The organism is Candidatus Defluviilinea gracilis, from assembly GCF_057138825.1.
Window position 1 is genome coordinate 1 of the sequence record NZ_DBNHEF010000021.1, and the last position, 25549, is coordinate 25549.

At 51.5% G+C, this 25549-nt stretch carries 31 protein-coding genes; 20 read left to right on the top strand and 11 right to left on the bottom strand.

Annotated features, from left to right (window positions below; translation table 11 throughout):
- Positions 1-249 precede the first annotated feature (249 nt).
- Complete coding sequence (locus tag AC16KF_RS02310; RefSeq protein WP_484035672.1) at positions 250-705, bottom strand: hypothetical protein; 456 nt, start codon at positions 703-705, stop codon at positions 250-252.
- Entirely contained in the window at positions 695-1714 is a 1020-nt protein-coding gene (locus AC16KF_RS02315) for a lysylphosphatidylglycerol synthase transmembrane domain-containing protein (protein WP_484035673.1), read from the bottom strand. Before AC16KF_RS02315 ends, AC16KF_RS02310 begins: the two co-directional genes overlap by 11 nt.
- A 108-nt stretch (positions 1715-1822) precedes the next feature.
- On the opposite strand from AC16KF_RS02315, the gene AC16KF_RS02320 reads away from it, so the two are divergent.
- The 5 genes from AC16KF_RS02320 (at position 1823) to AC16KF_RS02340 (ending at position 7035) form a co-directional block, all read left to right on the top strand.
- Positions 1823-3535 carry a cyclic nucleotide-binding domain-containing protein gene (locus tag AC16KF_RS02320; RefSeq protein WP_484035674.1) on the top strand — a complete coding sequence of 571 codons (1713 nt, stop codon included), beginning with the start codon at positions 1823-1825 and terminating at the stop codon, positions 3533-3535.
- A complete protein-coding gene (gene def, locus AC16KF_RS02325; RefSeq protein WP_484035675.1) occupies positions 3522-4043 on the top strand; it encodes a peptide deformylase in 522 nt (173 codons plus the stop codon). The genes AC16KF_RS02320 and def overlap by 14 nt, the downstream gene beginning before the upstream one ends.
- A gap of 240 nt (positions 4044-4283) precedes the next feature.
- Positions 4284-5492, top strand: a complete 1209-nt coding sequence (recF, locus tag AC16KF_RS02330; RefSeq protein WP_484035676.1) for a DNA replication/repair protein RecF — start codon at positions 4284-4286, stop codon at positions 5490-5492.
- Between the two features lie 95 nt (positions 5493-5587).
- Positions 5588-6361, top strand: coding sequence for a nucleotidyltransferase domain-containing protein (locus AC16KF_RS02335; RefSeq protein ID WP_484035677.1), 774 nt, complete (start codon positions 5588-5590; stop codon positions 6359-6361).
- Positions 6358-7035 (top strand): endonuclease III domain-containing protein, encoded by a 678-nt coding sequence (locus AC16KF_RS02340; protein WP_484035678.1) that lies wholly within the window; start codon positions 6358-6360, stop codon positions 7033-7035. The genes AC16KF_RS02335 and AC16KF_RS02340 overlap by 4 nt, the downstream gene beginning before the upstream one ends.
- A gap of 56 nt (positions 7036-7091) precedes the next feature.
- On the opposite strand, the gene AC16KF_RS02345 is transcribed toward AC16KF_RS02340, so the two are convergent.
- The 7 genes from AC16KF_RS02345 to AC16KF_RS02375 form a co-directional block, all read right to left on the bottom strand.
- Positions 7092-7421 (bottom strand): nucleoside triphosphate pyrophosphohydrolase family protein, encoded by a 330-nt coding sequence (locus tag AC16KF_RS02345; RefSeq protein ID WP_484035762.1) that lies wholly within the window; start codon positions 7419-7421, stop codon positions 7092-7094.
- A gap of 6 nt (positions 7422-7427) precedes the next feature.
- Entirely contained in the window at positions 7428-8549 is a 1122-nt protein-coding gene (locus tag AC16KF_RS02350) for an ATP-binding protein (protein WP_484035679.1), read from the bottom strand.
- Positions 8550-8654: 105 nt separating this feature from the next.
- Positions 8655-9665, bottom strand: coding sequence for a TIGR03617 family F420-dependent LLM class oxidoreductase (locus AC16KF_RS02355; protein WP_484035680.1), 1011 nt, complete (start codon positions 9663-9665; stop codon positions 8655-8657).
- 102 nt (positions 9666-9767) lie between these two features.
- On the bottom strand, positions 9768-10808 hold the full coding sequence (locus AC16KF_RS02360; RefSeq protein WP_484035681.1) for a M42 family metallopeptidase: 1041 nt from the start codon (positions 10806-10808) through the stop codon (positions 9768-9770).
- Between the two features lies 1 nt (position 10809).
- A complete protein-coding gene (locus AC16KF_RS02365) occupies positions 10810-11358 on the bottom strand; it encodes a BglII/BstYI family type II restriction endonuclease (RefSeq protein ID WP_484035682.1) in 549 nt (182 codons plus the stop codon).
- Complete coding sequence (locus tag AC16KF_RS02370; protein WP_484035683.1) at positions 11355-12302, bottom strand: DNA-methyltransferase; 948 nt, start codon at positions 12300-12302, stop codon at positions 11355-11357. The genes AC16KF_RS02365 and AC16KF_RS02370 overlap by 4 nt, the downstream gene beginning before the upstream one ends.
- Before the next feature lie 7 nt (positions 12303-12309).
- On the bottom strand, positions 12310-12732 hold the full coding sequence (locus AC16KF_RS02375) for an acyl-CoA thioesterase (RefSeq protein WP_484035684.1): 423 nt from the start codon (positions 12730-12732) through the stop codon (positions 12310-12312).
- Positions 12733-12796: 64 nt separating this feature from the next.
- On the opposite strand from AC16KF_RS02375, the gene AC16KF_RS02380 reads away from it, so the two are divergent.
- Both AC16KF_RS02380 and AC16KF_RS02385 read left to right on the top strand, forming a co-directional pair.
- Positions 12797-13123 (top strand): DUF433 domain-containing protein, encoded by a 327-nt coding sequence (locus AC16KF_RS02380; protein ID WP_484035685.1) that lies wholly within the window; start codon positions 12797-12799, stop codon positions 13121-13123.
- Entirely contained in the window at positions 13123-13323 is a 201-nt protein-coding gene (locus AC16KF_RS02385) for a DUF5615 family PIN-like protein (protein WP_484035686.1), read from the top strand. Before AC16KF_RS02380 ends, AC16KF_RS02385 begins: the two co-directional genes overlap by 1 nt.
- A 185-nt stretch (positions 13324-13508) precedes the next feature.
- Here the strand turns inward: AC16KF_RS02385 and AC16KF_RS02390 are convergent, their stop codons facing one another.
- Positions 13509-14213, bottom strand: a complete 705-nt coding sequence (locus AC16KF_RS02390; RefSeq protein ID WP_484035687.1) for a Crp/Fnr family transcriptional regulator — start codon at positions 14211-14213, stop codon at positions 13509-13511.
- The gene (locus AC16KF_RS02395) at positions 14197-15171 is read right to left on the bottom strand and encodes an MBL fold metallo-hydrolase (protein ID WP_484035688.1); all 975 of its coding nucleotides are present in this window, start codon (positions 15169-15171) and stop codon (positions 14197-14199) included. The genes AC16KF_RS02390 and AC16KF_RS02395 overlap by 17 nt, the downstream gene beginning before the upstream one ends.
- Before the next feature lie 269 nt (positions 15172-15440).
- Between AC16KF_RS02395 and AC16KF_RS02400 the strand changes: the two genes are divergently transcribed.
- From AC16KF_RS02400 to AC16KF_RS02460, 13 genes are all read left to right on the top strand, one after another.
- A complete protein-coding gene (locus tag AC16KF_RS02400; protein ID WP_484035689.1) occupies positions 15441-15677 on the top strand; it encodes a hypothetical protein in 237 nt (78 codons plus the stop codon).
- 124 nt (positions 15678-15801) lie between these two features.
- The gene (cas4, locus tag AC16KF_RS02405; protein ID WP_484035690.1) at positions 15802-16314 is read left to right on the top strand and encodes a CRISPR-associated protein Cas4; all 513 of its coding nucleotides are present in this window, start codon (positions 15802-15804) and stop codon (positions 16312-16314) included.
- Positions 16315-16418: 104 nt separating this feature from the next.
- Positions 16419-17282, top strand: coding sequence for an NAD(+)/NADH kinase (locus AC16KF_RS02410; RefSeq protein WP_484035691.1), 864 nt, complete (start codon positions 16419-16421; stop codon positions 17280-17282).
- Positions 17283-17398: 116 nt separating this feature from the next.
- Positions 17399-17923 carry a B-box zinc finger protein gene (locus tag AC16KF_RS02415; RefSeq protein ID WP_484035692.1) on the top strand — a complete coding sequence of 175 codons (525 nt, stop codon included), beginning with the start codon at positions 17399-17401 and terminating at the stop codon, positions 17921-17923.
- Positions 17924-17932: 9 nt separating this feature from the next.
- Positions 17933-19666, top strand: a complete 1734-nt coding sequence (recN, locus tag AC16KF_RS02420) for a DNA repair protein RecN (RefSeq protein ID WP_484035693.1) — start codon at positions 17933-17935, stop codon at positions 19664-19666.
- A 255-nt stretch (positions 19667-19921) separates the two neighbouring features.
- The gene (locus tag AC16KF_RS02425) at positions 19922-20467 is read left to right on the top strand and encodes a ChuX/HutX family heme-like substrate-binding protein (protein WP_484035694.1); all 546 of its coding nucleotides are present in this window, start codon (positions 19922-19924) and stop codon (positions 20465-20467) included.
- 421 nt (positions 20468-20888) lie between these two features.
- Complete coding sequence (locus AC16KF_RS02430) at positions 20889-21125, top strand: hypothetical protein (protein ID WP_484035695.1); 237 nt, start codon at positions 20889-20891, stop codon at positions 21123-21125.
- A gap of 185 nt (positions 21126-21310) precedes the next feature.
- Positions 21311-21799 (top strand): DUF6391 domain-containing protein, encoded by a 489-nt coding sequence (locus tag AC16KF_RS02435; RefSeq protein WP_484035696.1) that lies wholly within the window; start codon positions 21311-21313, stop codon positions 21797-21799.
- A 114-nt stretch (positions 21800-21913) separates the two neighbouring features.
- Entirely contained in the window at positions 21914-22882 is a 969-nt protein-coding gene (gene holA, locus AC16KF_RS02440) for a DNA polymerase III subunit delta (RefSeq protein ID WP_484035697.1), read from the top strand.
- A 101-nt stretch (positions 22883-22983) separates the two neighbouring features.
- A complete protein-coding gene (locus AC16KF_RS02445; protein WP_484035698.1) occupies positions 22984-23805 on the top strand; it encodes a TlyA family RNA methyltransferase in 822 nt (273 codons plus the stop codon).
- Positions 23806-23812: 7 nt separating this feature from the next.
- Positions 23813-24118 carry a hypothetical protein gene (locus AC16KF_RS02450; RefSeq protein WP_484035699.1) on the top strand — a complete coding sequence of 102 codons (306 nt, stop codon included), beginning with the start codon at positions 23813-23815 and terminating at the stop codon, positions 24116-24118.
- Positions 24115-24468, top strand: coding sequence for a hypothetical protein (locus tag AC16KF_RS02455; RefSeq protein WP_484035700.1), 354 nt, complete (start codon positions 24115-24117; stop codon positions 24466-24468). Before AC16KF_RS02450 ends, AC16KF_RS02455 begins: the two co-directional genes overlap by 4 nt.
- A 43-nt stretch (positions 24469-24511) precedes the next feature.
- Positions 24512-25546: a hypothetical protein gene (locus tag AC16KF_RS02460; RefSeq protein WP_484035701.1), complete on the top strand. Its 1035-nt coding sequence runs from the start codon at positions 24512-24514 to the stop codon at positions 25544-25546.
- Positions 25547-25549: the final 3 nt, after the last annotated feature.

The window sequence follows — 25549 nt, forward strand, 5'->3', positions numbered from 1 at the left end:
TCGATCCACCCGCGGATCGCTCACTTTGCTAAAATGCTCGGCGATCGCCTCCAATGGCTTCTTTGTCATGGCTACCTCCTTCAAGATAGCCCTTTTTTACCTCAATTTAGATGCAATCGCCCTACAAACCCCCGCTTGACTCGCATCCCTTGCAGGTGTATCATGCAAACAGTGATCGGGTGACCCAGGGACCTGCCAGCACACCACTGACAGCTGAACTGGGTGTAACTCCGCAAGGAGACATCCCGATCACGGCTTTTTAAACTCATCCAATATTTGCGCAAGAACGATTTGCTTATTCGGTCGTTGTATCTTTTGGTAAACAGCAAGCGCTTTGCTGTGCGCATTGGACTTCTTGCCGATTTGGGCAAAGCGAATGGTTGCGGGGTTATAGGATATTCGCCTTCGATTCAATAGATTCATGAGATAGAGTTTGATTTCGGCATTTCGTCCCGGGTATTCCAAGTCAATGGTGATCTGGGTAAATTCCCTGATATGGTCTTTCAATAAAAAATATAGACCTACGGCAAACAACCTGAGATAAAGGGTCTTTCCACTCTGAGTTGTTGCTCGCAATCGCAATAAACATTCGCGCTTTACAGTCGCAGGAATCAGAATGGCATATTCTTTCCCGTTCGAAAAAGCCAGCACGGTTGGGACTTTTGTGTCGCCGATCTTGCCGCTCTGGTCAACTTCAACTTTCATTCCCATTTTCCCCTAGTTCGTTGCGAATATTTTCGCTCCAATGGATTCCCTCTTTTGCCAGAAAATACGCGCCTAGCAAGGTGATGGGAAGCCACAACGCCACATGCAACGTGAGTGTGTAGCCCGCCGCTGTCGCTTGATCCACGCCATAGGCGGTGAGCACGGCGATGCCGGGCGCGTCGAAGGTGCCGATGTAGCCCGGCGCGGAGGGGATGGTGGTGGCAAGGTTGACGATTCCATTCATCAGCATCAGCGCGAAGAACGAGACCGTGAAATTGAAGGCGTGCATCACGAACCAGTATTTGCCCGTTTCTAACAGCCAGATGATGACCGAGGTGAGAAAGACCATCAACACATTCCACGGCGAGCGGAGGGAGGCGAGGCCGTCGAGAAATTTGTTCATGAGACCGATAATGCGTTCGTGAAGTTTTTTCGGGGTGAGGCGTTGAATGAACCACAGCCCGATCCTTGCCGTCATTTGCGGGAACATTGCCGCTACGAGGAAGACGATCAACGCGCCGATGAAGATGCCCGTGCCGATCACCGCCACTTGTTGAATGTTGCCGACGAAGCCCGACGCGCTCGTCAGTTTTGCCAACTCGGGTAAATTGACGAAGACGAATCCCAGCATCACTACGCCGTCGAAGATTCTTTCCACGATGATTGTGGCTAACGATGCGGAGACCGATACGCCCTCTTTGCGTTTGAGGATGACGGCGCGTAACACCTCGCCCGCGCGCGCGGGATAAATGTTGTTGCCCATGTAGCCGATGGTCGTGATGGGAAATATGGTCTTGGTGGGAATCTCTTTGATAGGTTTGAGGAGGTAATGCCACCTCCACGCGCGGACCCAGACGCCGACAAAGTACACGCCGATGCCGGGAATTAACCAGACGTAATTTGCTTTTTGAACCGCGTTCCAAAACTCGTCCAGTTGCAAGCCGCGCAGGGCGAGCCAGATGAAGAGGACGCTGATAAATACGCCAAGCCAGAAATGCCATTTTTTCATGCGCGGATTTTATCATGGGGGTGGGAAAAGGCATCCGCGGGCGAGGCAGGCTGAAAGTCGGGATGAGGCGGGGCGGTTTTCATCCATAAAATTTGATAGAATCAAATCGTGAACATCGAACGATCTGCCCGTATCGCATTTCTCAGAAAAATCCACCTGTTTTTTGGGTTGGAGGAGGAGGAGTTCGCGGCGATCGCGGATGAAATGGATGAGATGCAAGTGGCAAAAGGCGAGATCGTGTTCAAGCAGGATGGGACGGCGGAAGGTTTTTATATGATCTTTGGGGGCAAGGTGCGCGTGGTGCGAAAACTTGACGGTAGGGAAAACCAGTTGGCGTTGCTGGTGAAGAACGATTATTTCGGCGAGATGGGGATCATGGGAAACCGACGACGTTCTGCCACCGTGACGGCGTTGGAGGATACTTCGTTGCTCGTGCTGTCGAAGAGCGATTTCGACAAACTGTTCAAGGAGCACCCGAAACTTCGCGGTAATCTTGAGATCGCAGTGCGAAGCCGTCAGTTGGCGCGGCAGTTGCGCTTCAAATGGCTGAGACCCGATGAGGTGGTGTATTTTCTAGCGCGCAAGCATGTGCTTGCCATGTATCCGAAAATCCTGCGCCCTCTTGCGCTGTTTTTCGTTCCTGTATTTTTTTCGTACGCGTATTTTTTTATTTTGCCGCATACCATCGTGTGGCTGGCGGCGCTGTTGTCGTTCTTTGCGTTTGCCCTTTGGCTGGGTTGGATCATCCTCGATTGGAGCAACGATTATTACGTGGTCACCAACCAGCGCGTGGTCTGGCTCGAAAAGGTGATCGGTCTTTTGGATAGCCGACAGGAAGCGCCGCTTTCGATGATCGTTTCATTGGGCGTGGAGGTGAATCAATTCGGTCGCTGGCTCGATTATGGAAATGTGATCGTGCGGACGTACGTGGGCAGGATCGATTTCGCTCTGGTGAATCATCCGACCCAGGCGGCGAAGATGGTGGAGGAATACTGGCAGAGGACGAAGGAGCAGGCGAGCGCCACGGAAAAAGAGGCGATGAAGGATGCCATCCGCAAACGACTGGGGATCCCGGTTCCTGCCCGACCTGCGGCTGATTCAAACCAGCCGACATCGTCGGTCGCCCAACCGCGCGGCGCATGGTGGTTAAAATTGCTCGGGGCGAATACTCTTAAACTCCGTTACGAAACGAGTGAAGGGGTGATCTATCGAAAGCATTGGGTGGTGCTGGCGTTGGATGCATGGCTTCCCATTGTTGGGTTCGTCGGGGTGTTTATTTTGTTCCTCCTGCGGCTGTATCAGTTATTGATTTCGCCGCAGGATGTGTTCATCTCGCTGGCGGGCGGGCTCTCGATCGATCTCTACGCTTTATTCTGCTTGGGCGCCATGTTCCTGCTGGCGGGCTGGTTTTGGTATAAACTCATGGACTGGAGCAACGACACGTTCGAAGTGACCGGCGACCAGATCATCGACGTCGATCGTAAACCCTTCGGCACCGAATCGCGGAATGCCGCCCAGCTTGAAAACATTCTCGGCACCAAGTATGAGCGTCGCGGGTTGCTTGGAAATATTTTCAACTTCGGGCATGTATATATCACCGTGGGTGGAAATAAACTTATCTTTGAAGATGTGCTCGACCCCGCCAGCGTGCAATCGGATATCGACCGCCGCCGCGACGCGCGCGTGGTGAAGAAAAATCAGGCGGCTGTGGCGGCAGAACGCGAACGTATGGCGGAGTGGCTTGCCACGTATCATAAGAGTTCGGAAGAATTCAAACGAGAAGAAGATAACAAAAGGAATCAGAATAATGGCTCTGCGTAATATCGTTACACTCCCAGACCCTGTGCTAAAACGCAAGGCTCATGCGGTGACAAAATTCGATAAGAATCTGCAATCGCTGTTGAATGACATGGTGGAGACCATGCGCGAAGCGCCGGGTGTCGGTCTCGCCGCGCCGCAGATCGGGTTGTCGGAACGGATCGTGGTGATCGAATATTTCGAGAAGCAGGAAGATGAAGAGAAAGAGGACGCGCCGAAGAAAGTGTGGGCGGTGGTCAATCCCGAAATCGTGAAAGCCTCGCCAGAGATGACGATGGGCGTGGAGGGGTGTCTTTCCATCCCCGGCTTGGTGGGCGAGGTGGAACGCCACGCCGAAGTGCATGTGAAGGCGCTGAACCGTCACGGCAAGCCGGTAAAGATCAAAGCGCAAGGCTGGTTGGCGCGCATTTTTCAACATGAGATTGACCACCTGAACGGCATCCTCTTCACCGAACGCGCCACGCGTGTCTGGCAACCGAAACAGGAAGTGGATGCGGAGCAAGAGGTTTAATACGCAATACGAAGTACGGAGTAGGGTACTGCGTATTGCGTACTACGTAGGTGCCGATGGTTATTCGTCGCCTTTGCTGGTGTTGGTGAACGGAAACAAGTAGACACGTACACAAGTAAACAGGTAAACACGTAGCACACAATAAGTAGTACGCAATAATCTCCAATCTCCAATCTCTAATTACCAATTACTCCTTACCCACCTCAATTTTCCAATCCTCTAATTCTCTGATTTTCCCCCATGCACCTCCGCCACCTCTCCCTCACCAACTTCCGCAAATTCACACGGCTCGATCTGGATTTCCCGAAACGCGCCGTTCTGCTCACAGGCGCGAACGCGCAGGGCAAGACGACCGTGCTCGAAGCCATTTATTTTCTCGCGGCATTCACGTCCTTTCAAACCAACACCGACCGGCAACTCATCAACTTCATCGAAGCCGATAAAAAAGATTCGCCCGCCGTTGCGCGTCTCATTGCGGAGTATCAACGCGGCGCGCGAAAACATCGCATCGAGGCGCGGCTCATCCTCGAACCTGTCGGCGTGTTGAACGGTCAGCGTCTTCGCAAAGAGGTCTTGCTCGATGGCGTGAAGAAACCGATCAACGATGTGGTCGGTCATTTCAATGCGGTCGTCTTCGTGCCGCAAATGTCGCAGATCATCGAAGGCGCGCCCGAAGACCGCCGCCGTTATTTGAATCTCGCGTTGGCGCAATCCACGCCTGCGTTTGCGCGCGCGCTCGGCGAATACAATCAAGTCGTCACACAGCGCAACGCTCTGCTCAAAATGCTTGGAGAACGCGGGGGCAACAGCGACCAACTCGAAGTCTGGGATGACGCGTTGGCGCGGCTCGGATCGCAGATCATCTTGTGGCGCATCGAAGCCGTCCAGCAGATTCAGACTCTCGCTTCGCGCGTCCATTTCGAGCTGACTCACGGAACTGAGACTCTGCGCCTTTCCTACGAGCCCGCGTACGATCCGCTTCCTCAACCGAATGGGCAGATGGGTTTGAAGATGGAAACGGTTGTTGACCGTTCGGGTATGAAGTTGAGCGATATTGAAAATGGATTCCGCGAACGATTGCGCAAGATTCGCAGCGACGAGATCGCGCGCGGCGTGACGACGATCGGTCCGCATCGCGACGAGTTGCGGTTCATCGCCGATACAGTTGACCTCGGCGATTACGGCTCGCGCGGGCAAATCCGCACTGCGTTACTCGCGCTCAAACTCGCCGAAGTGAATTGGATGAAAGAACGCACAGGCGAATGGCCCGTGGTCCTGCTCGATGAAGTGATGGCAGAGTTGGATTTGCAACGCCGCGCCGATCTGTTGAAATATGTAGGCGAGAGCGAGCAGGTGCTGTTCACGACCACCGACCTGAAATTGTTCGCGCCTGAGTTTGTGGAGGGGGCGGAGGTGTGGAGGGTGGAAAGTGGAGGGGTGGGGAAATAGAGGCATAGAGGATTAGAGAACTGGAGACTAGATACTGGAGATTATTGCGTACTGCGTGTTACGTGTTTCCGTGTCTACCTGTATACTTCGGCATTATGTCTCTCTCTGACTCATTCATCCAATCTGTTCTCAAAAAAATCGACACACCTGATGTCGTTGGTGTTGGCATCGTGGGCAGTTACGCGCGCGGACAAGAATCAAAATACAGCGATGTTGATTTCGATATCTTTGTGAGCAAATTGCCCGAGGACGACAAGTACACGCTGAAATATTTTGACAGTAAACTCGTCAGCCTGAAATATGCCCTGCTCGATGATGAACGCGCCGCGTTGACGAATCCGCGCCGCGCGATTTGGGCTGTGCCTGGATTAAGTGGAATGAGGATCGTGCTGGATAAAACTGGCGAGTTGACGGAGTTGCAAAAGTCTGCACAGGCATTTGATTTTTCCCCTTTGCAATCCGCCGCGGATGAATTCGCCGCCGAGCAGGTGATGCACTGCGCGGAAGAAGTTCACAAAATTTTGAGCGGTCTCGCGCGCGGACATGAGTCGTCAGTATTGTATTCGGTGTGGGGATTGGTACAGAACATGCTCGAAGCGGTCGCGGTACAGAAAGGGCTGATGATTGTCAGCGAGAATCGCTACTTTGATCTGATCCAGGATGCGGTGGGACGCGATTCGAAGTGGGTGAGCGCGTTCCGCACAGCATGGGGACTCGATTCCACCTCCTCGCAATATCAATCGCGGGGCGCGGCGGCGCTCACGTTGTACCGTCTCAGCGTGGCGATGTTCGATGAATACATCCCTGAAAAACATCACGACGTGATAAACAACACGTTACGACTCATCAAGGAGGCTGGCTACGCATGAATCCTTTAGCGAAACGCGCGGTGAAAGTCCACGAAAAACTGATCGAGTTTTATGGCGAGCCGATTTGGCGCGACCCAATGCCCCCGGTTCACGAACTGGTTTGCACCATCCTTTCGCAGAACACAAACGATGTGAACCGCGATCGCGCGTTCAATTTGCTGCGCGCTAAATTCCCAACGTGGGAAGAAGTACGCGACGCGCAGACAAAAGATGTGATCGAAACGATTCGTCCCGCAGGCTTGGCGAATCAAAAGGGTCCGCGCATTCAGCAGGTGTTGAAAGCCATCACCGAAGAACGCGGGAATATGGATTTGTCGTTTCTCAAGACAATGTCTGTGGATGATGCAAGAAACTGGCTGACCAAATTCAACGGCGTGGGACCGAAGACTGCCGCCATCGTGTTGTGCTTTTCATTGGGGATGCCCGCCTTCCCTGTGGATACGCACGTCTACCGCGTGACGGGGCGCATCGGACTCCGCCCTGAGAAGATGACCGTCGAGCAAGCGCATCCGCATCTCGAAAGTTTGTTCCCGCCCGAAACCTACTACGCCGCTCACTTGAACATCATCCGCTTGGGGCGCGAAATCTGCACCGCGCGCAAAGCGATGTGTGAAAAATGCCCGATTGTAAAGTTGTGTGATTATGGAAGGAAGAGAGTAGAGAGTGGAGAATAGAGAATAGTTCTTGCGCCATCACTTTCTACTTATCTACTCTCTATTCAACTATTCTCTTACCGATTATCCCCATCCCCTTGAATTTTTCCCCGCTCCAATCGATCCAACAACTTGGCGATATTTGCCTCGGCGATCTCATCCAGCGACAGGTCTAATTCGGTGGCGACTTGCGAGAGGTACCACAACACATCGCCGAGTTCGGCTTTGAGCGCCTCGCGCGTCTCCGCGCTGATCTCGCCGTCCTTGTCGCGGAACACTTTCTTGATCTTGCCCGCCACTTCCCCCGCCTCGTTGACGAGTCCCAGCGTGGGATAGATCACTCCATGCCCGATGACAGGGTATTTTGCAGTAGCGCGTGATTTGGTTTGATAGTCGGTGAAGTTCATCATGCCTCATTCTGGTAGAACAAAGTTTTGATAATTTTCTTGCGTGATTACTTCGAACTTTGCATTGGAGTAACCCCCAAGCCAATTCTTCGGAGCAGAGACAGTTTTAACTGTTGACCATTTGGCTTCGTATCCGAATAAATTTCCGTCGCGTTCCTCCACCAGGTCTATTTCCTGTTGATCGTATGTGCGCCAGAAATACATATTGGCATAGACGGAATGATACGTTCGATATTTCAATCGTTCGATAAAAATAAAATTTTCCCACAATTGACCGATGTCGTTGCGTTTATCCGCTTCATTGAACTGGGCGATCAGCGCATTACGAATACCGTTGTCCATAAAGTAGTATTTTGCCTTGTTGGTCACTTCGTTTCTCAGGTTTCTGCTGAAACCTCCAAGCCGAACAATCACGAACGCCTTTTCCAGCAGGTCGAGATAACGTTGAATGGTTTTATAATCCACGCCGATCTGTGTTCCAATTTCTGTTAGTGAAACTTCGGAGCCAACCTGAAACGCCAGCAATTTGAGAAGATCGAGCAAGGTCTTTGAGTTCTTGACGCGATCAAAAGCCAGAATGTCCTTGACGAGGTATGAATTGGCTATTTCAGCAATCACGTCAATTTTTTCCTTCTTGGTCGCAGAGGATACAACTTCAGGATATGCGCCAAAAACAAGATATTCTTCGAGATGTTCTTTCAATTCAAATCGATTTTGAAACGATAATAATTCCGATTGCGCCAGCGGATATAACGTCAGCGTGCGCTTCCGTCCTGTAAGAGGTTCGCCAACCTGACCCGCGAGTTCAAACGAAGACGAGCCTGTGACCACAACTCGAATATTGGGCATCTGGTCAACGATGATTTTCAATCCCATACCGATATTAGGAATGTTTTGCGCTTCGTCAATTGCCAGCAGGGAATATCCCTCCACATAGGACAATATCTGTTTGAAATCCTGTGAACTGAGAATTTCCTGCGCGCGCGTATTATCGCCCGAGTCTAATTTATATTTGTGAGGGGTAGTTTTCAGGAAATTCTGAAGCAGAGTTGTCTTGCCAACGCGTCTGGGTCCGTAAATCAGCAATACTTTGCCAGATTGGATATGGTTTTCTAGGGGTTCGTACACGCGCGTAAACATACTTGCACTATACATCAACTCCTTGTTTTTGTCAAAAAACAAGGAGTTCAACTCCTTGTTTTTGGGAAAATTTGAGGATTTGCCAGCGAGAAGCTACTTGAATTCCTTCGCCAACCCTCTCCACCACTCATCCCTCTCCCCAACCACAAAGGGAGTGTACAACGTCAGCCGATCCGCGATTCCATCATAGCGTTTCTTCAATTCATCGGCTAGCCCTGAGCCTGACAAAGGGTCATCCGTCACCAAACAAAACTCGTTCAATATTTCATCCGTGATGAGCATCGGCATCTCAGCCCACTCGCCTTTCGCCGCGTGCGCGGACAATGTCTCTGCGACGCCAGTCCAGCCGTGTAAGTCCATGACGGGGCGGTAGGAGGGTGTGGATGCGTAAAACGAAATTTGCGCACGGGCGAAATTCATCTCCTCGGGAGTCGTCGCAACGAACGCGGTCACCGAAACGGATACATCTTTCTGCTTGCGGCCTGCATTTTTTGCGCCCTCTTCAATCGCAGGCAACATCACTTCCCTCAAATAGCGCGGCGTATTAAATGGATGCACAAGGAACCCCTCACACGTTTCGCCCGCGAGTTTTGCCAAGCCTGTGTTTACGCCAGCAATATATATTGGAATATTTGGATGCTCAATCGCTCCCGCGTTGAAGAAAGGAGACAACAGAGTTATTTTGTAATATTCCCCGCGAAAATTCAACTTCGTTCCGTTCTGCCAACAATCCCAAAACGCGCGGATGACTTGAATCTGCTCGCGCAATTTCTTCACAGGTGACTCGGGCCACGCCTGACCGAACCTCCGCTCGATGTGCGCTTTGACTTGTGTGCCAAGCCCGAGGATGAATCGTCCGCCCGATTGCGCGGCTAAATCCCAGGCGGTGTAGGCGATGTTCGCGGGCGAACGCGCGAAGGAAACTGCGACAGCCGTCCCGAAGTGAAGACGCGTTGTATGTTCGGCGATCAACGCGCAGGGCAGGAAGGGATCGTGTTGAGTCTCCTGAGTCCACAGCGCGTCGAATCCAATTTCTTCCGCGGCTTTCGCGATCGCGGGGACGTCTTTCAATCCAGTGGGTGGTAATCCAGCATCGAGTTTCATTTTTTCTCACCACGAAGGACACAAAGTGCACGAAGGAAAATCTGTGGAAAGGCGATCCGTTCGTCGTTCGTCCAACCTTAGTGACCTTCGTGTCCTTTGTGTTTAATCAATTAAATACGCCATGATCCAATTCGTCGTCGCGTTCAACCCGTCCATGTGTGCGCGTTCGTAATTGTGCGACGCATCAATGCCAGGACCGATCAACGCCAGCGCAACATCGCCGCCAGCGCGCCAAAACGCCTCGCCGTCCGACCCGTAAAGCGGATACACATCGGTCTTGTACGCGATGCCATGTTTCTCGGCTATCGCGCGCAACTTTTTATTCAAGCCCTCGTGATACACGCCGCCGCTATCTTTGATGCACAACGTCGCGCTGAACTCATCCGACTCCTGCCCCGCGCCGACGACCGCCATATCCACCGTGACCAACTCCGCCACATCAGATGGGATTCCCGCCGACGCGCCGTGACCCACCTCCTCATAATTGGAGATGTGGAAGTACACGCTTCTTTTCGGACTTCGGCCTGATTCTGCCAACGACTTGATCGCCGCCACAACATTTGCCACGCAGGCCTTGTCGTCGAGGAACCGCGAGCGGATGAATCCATTTGTCACCTCAACGCGCGGATCGAACGCCACGCAATCGCCGACGTTGATTCCCAACTCGCGCGTTTCTTTTTCGGATGTTGTGCGCGCGTCGAGCCTCACTTCCATGTGATCGTCATTGCGCGGAGTGTCTGTCCCCCCAAAAATATGACCCGACGCATTATCAATCAACACCGATCCGCGAATCTTCTCGCCCTTCGACGTGAACACCCACACGCCTTCGGTTTCAATCGTGGGCCACTGCACCCCGCCAATGCGACTCAACTTCAGCCGTCCGCTTGATTTAATTTCCTTCACCACCGCGCCAAGCGTATCCACATGCGCGGTCAAAGCCACAGGCGGCAGATCACTTTCCACCGTCCACTTTGCAACGAGTGCGCCTTTGCGAGTTCTCGATAACTCCAACTGCTGATACTGCGACAACTCCTTTTCAACAAAAGCAATCGCAGGCTCCGCAAAGCCAGTGGGTGAGGGGATGTTGAGCAGGTCAACGAGAAATTTGGTGAAATGGTTTGTGTCAAAATTGGGAAGGTTCATATTATTTGTCCACATCAATTAGAATAACTTTCACGGGCACGGCAGGAAAATGCCGCTTTAGTCTTTCGATATCATACACAAGTTGTTCGCCGTATGAAACTCCTGACGACATTCCTTTGTGTAGATTATGACAGGGTACGATTTCAATTCCAACATCCGCTTTGTTTTCGTTGAAAAAATATTGGAATTTAGCCATATCATAAAACATAAAGGCATACTTACCAAATTGAACCTCAACTAAAACCTTCTCTTTGACAAAATCGACTTGTTTATATGCTCCAGATATGGCAATATCTGAATTTGGTACTGTAATTGTGTACGTGTCTCTAAGTTCTTTGTACCCCCTTCCTTGAAATGCCTTACTGAATTGCTCGTTCATGTCAATAGGCGAATACAACTCTCTGCCTTTTTTAGTCTTTTCCTTGCTTATCTTTGTTCTATGCGCTTTGACCATAGCAATTACATCGTATAGTTCTTGTTCATACTTTGGATAACGAACCTTCAATATTTCCGAACCGCCAAGATGAGAATATTCATATACTATTTTCATTTTTTCTTCTCCACTTTGTATTTTCCACGCTTCTCCATAAGGCTCAGCTGGGCAGTTTTTATCTTTGCTAATTTAATGACCTTGGGAGGAATATTCTCAGTAGGTTTAGTAGGGTTGTAAACTGGACGCTCCATTGGTCGAATCTGCAATTCGCCATTTACTGCTTTAATAATCCTATCTTTAGCGATTGAAATATACTCGGGCATAATTTCCGCACCAACAGCTCTTCGATTATGGATCAAGGATGCGATTGCGGTACTTCCTACTCCCATAAAAGGATCAAGAACCCAATCGTTTTCATTAGTCATTGACAGAACTAATCTCTCAATTAACTCAACAGGAAATTGACACGGATGAATGGTTTTTTCTATATGGTTTGCTTTTACATTGGGGACATCCCAAATATCGCTAGGGTTTTTTCCTAATGGATTCCCAGATAACTCACCTTTTTTTGGTCCCTTGAAATGTTTTTTCTGAGGATATTTTTGAGGTACTCTAATCGGATCTAAATTAAAGGTGTATTTATTGGACTTTGTAAACCAAAGTACCACCTCATATCTTCCTGAAAATCTTTTTGAAGCATGAAGTCCATGACCAAATTCCCACACAATGCGATTTCGCAAATGTAGGCCAAGAGATGCAAAAACAGGGTACAACACAATGTCTAATGGAGTTATCTCGCCGTTAGACACGAAATTTCCCACTTGCCAGCATATACTTCCTTCTGGATGTAAAACACGCGCACATTCCGCAATAACCTGTTTTTGCTGTTCCAGATACTCATTGAGGTTTAAGCGTTTTTCGTACTCTTTGCCAATATTGTATGGAGGAGATGTGACCACAAGTTTGACAGTTTCATTGGGAACCTGTTTCAGTAACTCTAAGCAATCGCCTTCATAAAGTACGCAATTTGTCTTCGGGTCAAATTTTGAGGAAATTTTCATAGGTATATTATAAATTCGAACCTTCAAACTCCATAATTTTCTCCCGCCACTCCTGCGGAACGGAAATCGTCTTCTCGGCGCGATAATCATACGTCACCATCACCACTTCGCCTTTGGCAATTTCCCTGCCTGAATCCGCGTCCACGATATTCTGCTCCCACGTCATAGATTTGTTCCCCAACTTCGCCACATGGACTCCAACCTTGATCTTCTGCCCGAAATACACAGGCTCAAGATACGTGATGTGCGCATCCGCCAGAATCACGCCGATTTCCATAAAGGATTGATCTTTCGTGAATAGTCCCAACTCGACCAAATACGCGATCCGCGCCTGCTCGAAGTAGGTGAGATGCTTCGCGTTGTTGACGTGTCCCTGCGGATCCAAATCCCCGTAGCGGACTTCGATGGGATGATAGAAACGATAACTCATGGCGTGGATTATACCGTTTTGCGCAAAAGGATATACGATATAATACTCAAAAGTCGAGGCACGTATGAGTATTCAAAATCTCGAACCGCAGATTTCTCGTCTGAGCCGCGCCGAAAAAGCGGAATTGTTACAGCGACTCGCTCAAGAAGTGGGAAACACGTGGGCGGGAATCGAAAAAACCGCTGGCGTGTCGGGAGGCGAAGCGTGTATCGTGCGGACGCGCATCCCTGTTTGGACTCTCGATAACTATCGCCGCCTTGGGTGGACGGAAGTCGCCATCCTTGAAAATTTTCCCTCCCTGCGCGCGGTGGATCTGGTCAACGCCTGGGTGTACGCCGATTCGCATGAAGATGAAATCGAGCAAGCCATTCGGTCGAACGAGGAAGCCTGATGGCGTCCTTCTATACCAACGAAAACTTTCCCGTCAAAATAGCCGAATACCTGCGTGAAATGGGACATGATGTCTTGACCTCATTTGAAGCAGGAAATGCAAATCAACGAATCCCCGATGCCGAAGTGTTGAATTTTGCTTCGACAGCGGGGAGAATTTTATTGAATTGCACAAGAAATCGTCCAACCATGCTGGCTTGATCGTTTGCACACAGAATATTGACTTGCGCGAACAGTCAGAACAAATCCACCGAATGGTTCAAGAGGCGGGAGATATGACAGGGAAATTGATTCGGATCAATCGAAAGCAAAAATGAATCAAAATCGGATAGCCCAAACCCACAGACTATCCGACTACACAACTACCAAACTACCAAACTACAAATCTACCTACAATACCTCGCCAACCCCTCGCTATCTTTTATCCCGATCCTGCCATCGAGATTATCAATCAATCCCTGCTCCTTGAACATCACCATCGCCTGATTGACCCGCTTCCGCGACGCGCCGACCAAGTCGGCGATGTCTCCCTGCGTAAGCGTGATGCGGATTTGTGTCACGCCGTCTTTTTCGTGCCCGTATTTCTCGGCGAACGCCAGCAGTTGACGCGCCACGCGTCCGTTCACATCTAATGTTGCCAGCGCTTGAATGAGTTGATCCGATAACCGCACACGCGCAGAGAGAATCTTTACCAAGTTTCGCGCAACAGGCGGGAAGTTATCAAGCAGGTAGTTGAATGTCGTCCTATCCATCCACAACATCAGACTGCTTTCCAACGTCACCGCGCTGGCAGAGCGACCGATGCTGTCAATCAGACTCATCTCGCCAAGCAAATCGCCGCTTCCCAGTATCGAAAGAATCACATCCCGTTCGCCTTGCTCGACGTGAATTTTCACCGTACCATGCAAGATGATATACACCGCCTCGCCAGGTTGTTCGATGGTCATCACATTGCGTCCCGCCTCGAAGATGCGGCGATGCGCGTGCTGGGCAACCCAATCGAGTTGAGTCGGCGTCAGCCCTGCGAACAGTTCGATGTCCGCGAGCAGGTTGCGAGTGTTGTCCTTCCTGATCTCATCCATTTTGAGCATATTGTACATCCTTCCTCCCGCCTCTCCCCATGGGAGAGGGGACGGGGGTGAGGGAATGTCTAGGGGCGAGGTCAATCTCCAACCCCTCATACGCCGCAACCGTATCCTCGAACAGACTCTTCGCCGTCCGTTCCATGCCCGCGATCATCGCGTCGTCATACGACGGATCGTGATGGAACAACACCAACTGTCCAACTTCTGCCGCCGCGGCAACTTCGCAAGCCATCGTCACGGTCGAATGTCCGTACCCCTGCGTGGACGGAAAGCCCGCCAACTGCCCGCGATAATGCTCCTCCAAATATTGCGCGTCGTGGATCAGCACATCCGCATCCCGCGCAAATTGCACAAGCTTGCGATCCGTTCCCACATAGCCCTCCGTATCTGTAGCATAGACGACAGATTTTCCGCGCCAAGTGATTCGGTAGACGTAAACACCTCCAGGATGCGCGTACGATTTGTGAATGCGGATGACGACCGCTTCTTCTCCGACGGGGACGCCTGACTCAGCCACTCGGACTCCCTCGGCATCCCAAACGACGATCTGCGACTCGCGCACCGCTTGAATATCTTTCGACGAAGCCATGTCACGTAACCCGACAGGAAACGTTTCAGACGATTGATTCCGCTCCAACACATTCTTCAACGATTCGTGCGTGCCGTCGGGTCCGTAGATGTGCAGTCTCGCGCTCGGCATGTACGCGGGGACGAAGAACGGAAATCCCTGCGTGTGATCGTGATGCAAATGGCTGAACAGTAACAGAAGTTCGCCCGCCCGTTTCGTCCGCGCCAACTCACGACCCAACGGGATGATCCCCGTCCCCGCATCGAGGATGATCGTCCGCTCGCCCGCGCGGACCTCCACGCTGGATGTGTTCCCTCCATATTTGATCGTCCCCGCGCCAGGGGTGGGATAACTCCCGCGCGCTCCCCAAAATTTGACTCTCAACTCGTTAGGCATCTCGGCATCTCCTTTCATTGTGTAGGATGCGCTCTCTAGCGCATCCGTTGGCGCAAGAGAGCGCATCCTACGCAAATTAATTTCTACGCGTATTATTCTCACGAACAAAAATCGCTCAAGGAAAGTTTTCGCAAAATGGGTGAGAAGTTTTTCACAAAGGAGGTTACACATCCGCGCTGAGCGGAGGTCTGAGCGAAGCGATAGCGAAGACGAAGACCGCAGTCGAAGCGCCGCCAGAAAAATTAGAAAATTTGTGCTATACTCGCCCTATGGCAGTCATCCGCTCCTCAGACATTGGGAACTACCTCTACTGCCGCCGCGCGTGGTGGTACAAAAAGCAGGGAGTCGAGTCCGAGAACCAAGCCGAAATGGCGACAGGCTCCGAACTCCACCGCCAACATGGACGCAAAGTCCTCGCCTCCACCCTCGCGCGGACGGTTGGCTTGATCCTGTTGATGCTCGCGTTAATCCTGCTAGTCGCCTATTGCACCGCACAAATCCTTTAGCCACGGATTTACACAGATTTTCACCGATTTTTTCATCTCACTCTCTTACTCATCCATTCAAACAAACACACAATCTCCAATCTCCAGTCTCCAATCTCCAATTCTCCAATTCTCTAATTCTCCAATGCTCTACTTTGCCCTTTTCCTCCTCCTCCTCGCCCTCCTCTTCTTCTGGCAGTCGAATCGTCAACGACAGGCGGCAGGCTTGCCAGGCGGACGCGTCATCTACACCGACACGCGCGGCTGGAACAAATTGGAGAAGCCGCTGTTCTATGCCGCGTTGGAGTTGACAGGCAAACCCGATTATCTCGTTGAACAAAATGGAAAGATCATCCCCGTCGAAGTGAAATCGGGTCGCGCGCCCGAAGCGCCATATGACTCGCACATTTATCAATTGGCATCGTATTGTTTATTGGTCGAGAAAACGTACGGCAAACGTCCGCCGTATGGGATCGTCCATTATGAGGATAAAGATTTTTCGGTGGAGTACACACACGAGTTGGAACAATCTCTGTTGGAGTTGATCACTGAAATGAAGCGCGATGGGATGAAGCGAGAAGTCTCAAGGTCGCACGAGCAGGCGTCCCGTTGTAAAAGATGCGGGTTTCGATCCGTTTGCGATCAGAGTTTGGCGTGAAGGAAGTAAACACGTAAACAAGTCGTAACACGTATCACGTAACTCGTATCTCGTAACGTGTCTACCTGTATACCTGTATACGTGTTTACCTTATAATTACCCCCATGCCCGAATCGTTCATCCCCAAGCGACCTGTCGTCACCGCGCATCAGAAAATGCCCGAAGCCGTGACCGAAGCGGAAGCGATGTCTGCGTATTTGAAAAGCAAGGGCATGGATGCGCCTTGCGGTTCGATCTACGATGAAGATTTGCGCAAGCGCGTGCGCGGCGGCGAGTTTGATATGCTGGTCATCGCGGGCGGAGATGGAAGCGTTTTGCGCGCGGGTCACCTCTGCGCCCCAAGCGGCGTGCCGATCCTCGGAGTCAATTTGGGCAGACTCGGTTTTCTCATTCAAGTGGATCGCCGCGAGTGGCGCGAGTACTTTGACAAATTGTTCAACGGCGAAGCGTGGATCGAGAAACGCATGATGCTTCACACCGAGCACATCCGCGCGGGCGAGTCGTTGGGCGAGTGGTACGCGTTGAATGAAGTGGTCGTCGGGCGCGGCGCGAACCTGCGACCCGTTCACTTAACCGCTTCAGTGGATGGAAGCCTGCTCACCCGCTATCTTGCCGATGGATTGATCGCTTCGACTCCGACGGGTTCAACTGCCTACGCCCTCGCGGCGGGCGGACCCATCCTGCCGCCGAAGTTGCGCAATATTTTGCTCGTGCCGATCGCGCCGCATCTTTCAGTGGATCGCGCGGTCGTGCTGGCTGAAGGCTCGACAGTGACCATGACGCCAAAAAGTGAGAATGTTGTTCTCAGCGTGGATGGTCAGTCGCCGATCACGTTGATGGAAGACGATCACATAGACGCGCGCGCGGCAGACATCAACGCGCAGTTCGTCCGCTTCGGCGACCCTGGATATTTTTATCGCAACCTCACTGCGCACATGAATGAAAATTCGTTGGGAATGCCGAGATGAAATTCTTTAAACACGAAGGACACCAAGTACACAAAGGGAAAATCTATGGAAAGGCGATCCGTTTGTCATTCGTCCAACCTTAGTGACCTTCGTGTACTTCGTGGTAAAAAATAGAGATGACTGAAACAACCGAAACCTTGTATTGCTACAACCATCCAACGCGCGAAACTGCTTTACGATGCAAACGTTGCGAACGTCCCATCTGCACTTCGTGCGCGGTTGGTACGCCGACGGGTTACATGTGCAAGGAGTGTGTGCGCGAACGTAAAAAAACGTTTGATACATCCGAATGGTATGACTATATTTTTGGATTTATCGTGGCGGGGTTCCTCTCGGGTGTGGCTTCGTTCCTGGTCACCATGATCGGCAGTATCGGCTTCTTCGGATGGTTCCTCATTGCCGCAGGCGCGCCGACAGCAGGTGTGATCATCGCGGAAGGTGTGCGCTTGATCACGCGGAAAAGGCGCTCGCGGTCGTTGTTCATCACGATCGCGGTTGCGGTCGTATTGGGCGCATTGCCGATCATCGTCTTGGAAATTTTCATCTTTGATATCTTCGGCATCGTCTTTCAGGTCATCTATCTTGTGATCGCCACTCCCATTGTTTACACACGACTTTCTGGAATCCAATTGTTCAGATAAAAATTAACCATGCTAACCGAACTTCACATCCACAACTTTGCGATCATAGACAAACTCGACCTGCGTTTTGGTCCTGGGCTCATCATCCTCACGGGTGAGACGGGCGCGGGCAAGTCTATCATCCTCGATGCCGTCGTCATGCTCATCGGCGGCAAAGCGGACACGACCTTCGTGCGAACCGATTCAGATGCCGCGTTCGTCGAGGGTGTGTTCCAGCTCAAAGGTCCCGAAAGAGAAGCGGTGCACTCCATCCTGCAACGCGAAGAATTGATGGACGATCCGAATTATGTGGTGCTGATGCGCGAAGTCCGCAAAGAGGGGCGGAGTGTGGCGCGCGTCAATGGGCGGACGGTGAGCGTTTCTCTTTTAAAAGAAATCGGATCGCTGGTGGTGGACATTCACGGACAAGCGGAACATCTATCGCTTCTCGATTCACGCGCCCATTTGGGTCTGCTCGACCGCTTCGCTGAAGTTTCGCGTCCCCTCAGCGATTATCGTCAGACGTATCACGCGTTGCTTGGCGTTCGTCACGAGTTGAATGAGTTGCGAAAAGCGCAAGCGGATGCGGATCGCCGCGTGGAGTTTCTCACGTATCAAGCGGAGGAGATCGAAGCCGCGCGTTTGAAAGCGGGCGAAGATGATGAACTGCGCAAGGAGCGCGACCGACTCGCGAATGCCGAGTCGCTGGCGCAGAACGCGCAAGAGGCGTTGGCTGTGTTGGAAGAAGGCTCGCCTGAAACGCCCGCCGCCACCGACCTGATCGGGCAAGCCGCGCAAGCCTTGCACGCGCTCGCAAAAATTGACTCGGCGCAAAGCGAGTTGGCGAATCAAGCCGAAGTGTTGATCGAAACGATTTCGGATGTGGTTCACAACCTGCGCGATTATTTGGAAGAGATCGAGTTCAACCCGAAGCGACTCGATGAAGTGGAAGAGCGGCTTGATTTAATTCATTCGCTCACACGCAAATATGGCGGGAACATCCCAGCGGTGATCGCCTCGGGCGAGAACGCGCGCAAACAACTCGAAACCATCACAGGCGCGGCGGATCGAATCGATGAATTGGAATTGGAAGAAGCAAAACTGCTTGAGAAATTGGGCAAGCAGGGATTGGCGCTTTCAGAAAAACGCAAATCTGCCGCGACGAAGATGGGAAGCGGCATTGAGACCGAACTCGATGACCTGAAAATGTCCGCCGCGAAGTTTGGCGTAGACTTTCAGACCAAGCCCGACCCGAACGGCGTGCCGCTGAACGGCGGTCCGCGCATTGGGTTTGACCAGAACGGAATTGACCGCGTCGAGTTTTTAATCGCGCCGAACCCTGGCGAGGGACTCAAACCGTTGGCAAAGATCGCCTCAGGCGGCGAGACCTCGCGTTTGATGTTGGGTTTGAAAAATGTTTTGGCGAGAGCCGATGAAGTCCCTTCGTTGATCTTCGACGAAATTGATCAGGGCATCGGCGGGCGCGTGGGTATGACGGTCGGTCAGAAGTTGTGGAATCTCTCGCGGTCACATCAAGTGTTCTGCGTGACGCATCTTCCGCAGTTGGCTGTCTTTGGCGACGAGCATTATCAAGTGCAGAAATTGATCCACGGCAACCGCACGCTCACGCGCGTCGAACGTCTCGACGGCGAGCCGCGCCTGCTCGAACTCTCGCAAATGCTCGGCGAAGTCGGCGAGGGGACATTGAGGTCCGCGCATGAGTTGATGCAAGTGGCAAGGCAGATAGTGAAAACTTCAAAGTAATGTCGCAAAAATCCCGTTCAAATGAGCGGGATTTTTCGCAAGAATCAACCAGGGTGAAATCCGCCATCACCGTCATGGAATTCAAAGATCATCCTCGTGTCTGGATTCGCAGAGTTAATATCACTATACTTGCGCCCATTCAAGAATTATAGGACGTACGCAGTTGAACCTGTTGCGCCGCAGTTGCACTGCCGCCAACTGCGTAAGCCTTGAATTAGAAACCCTGTCTTCATACATCGATGAAAAGGATACAACATGTTTACAACCTTCGCCCCTCTCAGCCCAGACCTTACAGCGGACGAACGTCTCGACGCCATTCGTGAAGCCTACAATGAAGACCGCTCACAGATGACCCTCATGCTTGCGCATCAACTGCGCATCCCCGAAGTGGACATCCTGCGCGCGCTTGAAGGCGACACTGCCCGCGAACTGGATGGTTCGCGCTGGGAGGAAATCATCCGCGCGTTCGAGCCGCTAGGCAAAGTGACCGTCATCGTGTCGAACGGCGCGACCACGGTCGAGGTGTTCGGTCAGTTTGGAAAATTTTTCAACAAAGACGGCTTTTTGAATATCCGGACCGACACCCTCGATATGCACATCCGCGGCTGGGAACTGGCTTCTGTGTTTGCCTTCCGCAAACCGAGTCATCTCGATAAACACGAATCGTTGTCTTTCCAATTCTTCGACACGCGAGGGAATGCCGCGTTCAAGGTTTTCCTCAACTTCGATGGCGGGGAACCCGCGGCTGAAGTGAAGCAAGGATACGAAGATTTCATCGCGAAGTTCCAAAAGAAACGGTAAAGAACTCTCCGAGGTTTCTGGGTCCTCTGTGGCAAAGAGGGTTGTTGACTCTACTGTTTTTAACGGGAAATCTTTTTAGGACTTACACAATTGAACCTGTTGCGCCGTAGTTGCGCTGCGGCGGCGGCAGTACAACTGCCCGCCAACTGCGTAAGCCCTGTTTATTCAAACACAAAGGACACGACGGTCACAAAGGAAGGGCTCAAGGAATCCAATCTCTTTGTGCCGCCCTGGCGCCGCCTGCCAGGGCAGGTGTGTGCCTTTTCTGGTGAGGCTCTTTCCTGTTTAAGTACGGGAGACCCGGGTTATTACATGCCTGGTTCGCCGCTCCCCTTCCCTTCACATCTCATCGGGTTCCTGTAAAACTTGTTAGAATGTGAGAATTCGCGTCAACCGATGAAACCTCAGTTTCACACCTCCCATGACTGACAATTTTTCCGCACATCCCAAAGGAGCGGTGGGAGCTGTCTGCCTACCGAATATCAGCCCGAAAGAGAGAAAGAAGCGCGAACGATTCGCCGCGCGGTATTTTGTCTTCACGCTGGCTGTGTTAGCCACGCTCGTCATATTCGATATACATCCGCTTTGGCGTTTGCCGTTGTTCTTCATGTTCAGCGCGGCGACCACCAGCTATATTCAAGCCCTCGACAAAACCTGAGTATTGCTCGCCTCGCGCGGTCTGCGCCATACCTCCGACACAATAGAACGCATCCAAGACAAATCAGAGTTGCAACAAATGCGGCGTCAGGCGCTACGCGTCATCATCAAAGGCGGGTTTGCCGCATTGCCATTTACCTTGCTTGCCTATCTACTTCCATAAATCCTGCGGTGTATAATCATCGCATGATCCTCGACCTTCCCCTCATTCTCGAAACTCGACGAAACCACGCGCTCGAACATGCCACGCTTCATCTGCTCGCGCGCAAATATAAAAACCAATCCATGGCGGGACATTCCAACCCGACGGGATTTTTTCTGCTCGGCGACGTTCCCACCGACGACGTGATCGCCTGCGCGAACGAAGCGCATACGCGACTCAACGCGGGCGAAAGCGGACTCGCCGTCCACGAGGGATGCGGGACCAATCTGGTCGCCGCCACGCTTCTTCCCGCGACGTTTGCCTGGATGCCCCTCCGTGGAGCGCGTTCCACCTTTTGGCGCGTCGGGCTGATTCCTTTTGCGTTGATGCTCGCCCTCTTCGGCTATCTCTTGAGCCGCCCGCTTGGACCCTGGCTCCAAAAACACATCACCACCGAAGCGGACTTGGGCAACATGCAGATCGTGGATGTTCGGCTTGTTCGCAAAGGCGTTCATCGAGTTGTAACCAGGTAGACAAGTAAACACGGAAACAGGTAAACAAGTACACACGTAACTTGTAACTCGTATCTCGTAACTTGCATCTCCACTTTCTTCATCTTTCATAATTCATCCTTCATCCTTTTCCCCATGCCCAACCTCTACTTCCTCTTTGGCAACGACGAATTCGCCATCTCGCGCAAGCTCAAGGATTTCGACTCGGACTTCCCCGACCCCACCAGCGCGGACATGAACACGGCGCGCCTCGACGCGCGTTCGATGAGCGAAACGGACTTGAACACCGCCGTCAACGCCATGCCGTTCCTCGCCAAGCGACGGTTGGTCTTGCTGGCGAATCCATCTTCGAAATATAACAACGCTTCTTCGAGAAAGAAATTTATCGAATTCATCGAAAAAGCGCCAGACACGACTCGGATTGCGATGTACGAATCCGTTGAACCAAAAGAAGCGGACAAACACTGGCTGGTGAAATGGGCGGAGAAAAACAACAAATCCATTCAAACCAAAGCCTTCATGCTCCCCAAACTCAGAGACATGACAGGCTGGATCGTCAACGAAACCAAACAACAAGGCGGGCAAATCGAGCCGCGCGCCGCGGAAATGCTCAAAGACATGGTCGGCGTGGACACGCGTCAGGCGGGGATGGAAATCTCGAAGTTGCTGGCGTACGTCAATTGGGCGAGGCAGGTCAACGTCGCGGATGTGGAAGCGGTCTGCATCGTCACGTCACAGCAATCGGTGTTCGATTTCGTCGACGCCTTGTCGAGCGGCAACGGCAAATCGGCGCAACACTTATTGCATCGCCTGCTCGAAACCGAAGACCCGTTTTCACTGTGGGGGATGGTGGTGCGACAGTTTCGCCTGTTAATTCAAGCGCGAGAAATCCTCGACGGACGCGGAAACAAGGATGATGTGGCGCGCGCGCTGGGCGTGCATCCGTTTGTGGCAGAGAAGACGACGGGACAGGCTGGGCGCTTTTCGATCGAATCGCTTGAAAGCATCTATCGAAAATTACTGCGCATCGACGAGCGGGTCAAGACCGGGCAGTCCACACTCGATCTGGCGCTGGACACGCTGATCGTTGAATTAACGAACTGATTCGGGATTGAAAATCCGTACCGCAAAGTTCACTTTGCGCCTGAACAGTGTTCAAACGTGAAGTGAGAGGGGCGCGCAATAGAAATTGATACAATACGCTCATGCCAAAAATTCGTTTGGATGTGTTACTGGTCGAGCGCGGACTCGCCGAATCGCGCGCCAAGGCGCAAGCCCTCATCATGGCGGGACAAGTCCGTGTGGCGGATCAGGTCGCGTTGAAGTCTGGAGCGTCCGTGGACAGCGAATCCACCGTGACAGTGGACTCCGGTCCGCGCTTCGTCTCACGCGGCGGCGAAAAACTGGATGGCGCGCTCGAAGCGTTCCAACTCGATGTGAAAGATTTTGTCTGCGCGGATGTCGGCGCGTCCACCGGCGGATTCACCGATTGCCTGCTTCAACGCGGCGCGGCGAAAGTCTACGCAATAGATGTAGGCAAAGGCATCCTGCACTGGAAACTCCGCAACGATCCGCGCGTGGTTGTGATGGAGGAGACCAATGCGCGGTATGTTGAGTCACTGCCTGAACAGGTTGATCTCGTATCGATTGACGCTTCGTTTATTTCGTTGAAGATTTTGTTGCCGGTGGTGAAGAAATGGTCTACCGACTTTCCACTTTCCACTTTACAAATGAAGAATAGAAAGTGGAAAGTGGAACATGTTATCGCCCTCATCAAACCCCAATTCGAAGCCGGTAAAAAGGATGTCTCCCGTGGTGACGGCGTGATCCGCGACCCTGAAATCCACAAGCAGGTACTTCTTGATGTTTTGAGTTTCGCCCAGAATGAAGGCTTCGGCATCCGCGGGCTGATCAAGAGTCCGCTGTTGGGACCGAAGGGGAATGTCGAGTTTTTGGCGTGGATGGATCAAGCTTCCAATCCCGAGCGAAGCGATTTGGATAGTTTGCTCAGAAAATTAGGTATATAATCCAAGCATGGTTCTACCAGTTACCATCGAATCCAGCGCCAAGAGACTCTTCCCGAACCTGTCCCCCGAACAGGCAATTGTGGAGTTGTTGCTCGAACGCGCCCAGCGGAACTTGATCAAATATCAAGCGATGGCGCGCGACTTCGAAAAGAAATACGAACGTGACTTTGAAACGTTCCGCAAGAAAATCCTTGCATCAAAGCCAAAATCGGAAGCGGAGCAGGATTACTTCGATTGGGAACTTGCGGTGACAGGCATCGCGGACATGAAAGCCGAGATCAAGCGGCTTAAGGCATTGCAGAAAAAATCATGAAAGCGGAGGATTTGCCCGCCACCCTGGGGACGGAACTCGAGCGGCGCAAGTACTTCGTCCGCATGGATGTTCTCGACCAGACCTTGAGTCTGGTGAAAATTCGCCTGTATATTTCCTCCGCCTTGTTTGTCCAAATTTATCGAAATGACGTTTACCAAACCACAAACCTTGCTTTAATTCACAACGGTCAACGCTTGTATGCGCGAGATGAACTGGATGGACGCTGGCACAGGCATACTCATCGGAAACCTGAAGAGCACGATACGAGTAAAGAAGGGAAAAGACCTATCGAATTAAGCGAATTTCTCGACGAAGTAGAGCATGTTCTTGCCGCGCTTGATTTGCCGTAAGGGCAACGCCGAGTTCTTGGTTGTGTAACCGTTAGCGGAAAATATGAAATACCAGCTGATTCTTTCCTTAACAATCATTGTTCTCCTCATTACGAGTTGTGCATCTTCGCCAGAGGAAGTCACAGCACAGACATCGGTTGCCGCAACGACAAGCGCGGCAAATTGGACAAGAACACCGACTCCAACAGCTACTTATACAGCTACCCCAACAATAACTTTCACTCCCACCCACACACCGACACTCACCCCGCTTCCCACTGCCACTTTACTCGGCGGCTGGACAACAGAAAATATAATATGCGCGTCAGATCTTGGCACTGGAAACCTTGAGATTTTCTCTGTATCTGTTGATGGAAATCATCGAATCAATCTCACAAACAGTCCTGCGTATGAATATTCGCCTATTTTATCTCCTGACAAAGCCAAAATTGCTTTCGTGTCAAGTAATGGTAGCAACCCTGAAATTTATGTTATGAATGTTGATGGGAGCAATCCGACAAATGTATCTAACACGGGTGGATTTGAATACTGGCATAATTGGTCGCCGGATGGGAGTAAGATTGTTTTTGAATCGCAAGACGAGGAATATGACTTTGATATCTACGTGGTAGATGTAGGAAGCGGGAACCTGACCAACTTGACAAACAGTCCTTTTATGGAACAATTCCCCATATGGTCGCCAGATGGAACGAAGATCGCTTTTGCTTCCCTGCGCGAGGGTAGATATTACAAGATCCATGTTATGAACGTTGATGGAAGCAACAATTTTCAATTGACGAGCGGCAGGGGTGGAGATTTCCCGATGGCCTGGTCTCCTGATGGAGAAAAAATACTGTTTAGTTCTGATCGTGACGGCGAGGATTTTGAACTTTATATTATGAATGCTGATGGAAGCAATCCACTTAAAATAACAAGAAACAAAATGGATGAAACAGATGTTATATGGTCACCGGACGGCACAAAGATATTTGCATGGCCATTTGGAGGAAAGCCATTCATCATAAACCCAGATGGCAGCAATCCAACGGAATTAGAAACATTACCAGGTTCTATATCGATATCCTCTAACTGTCCATAAAAG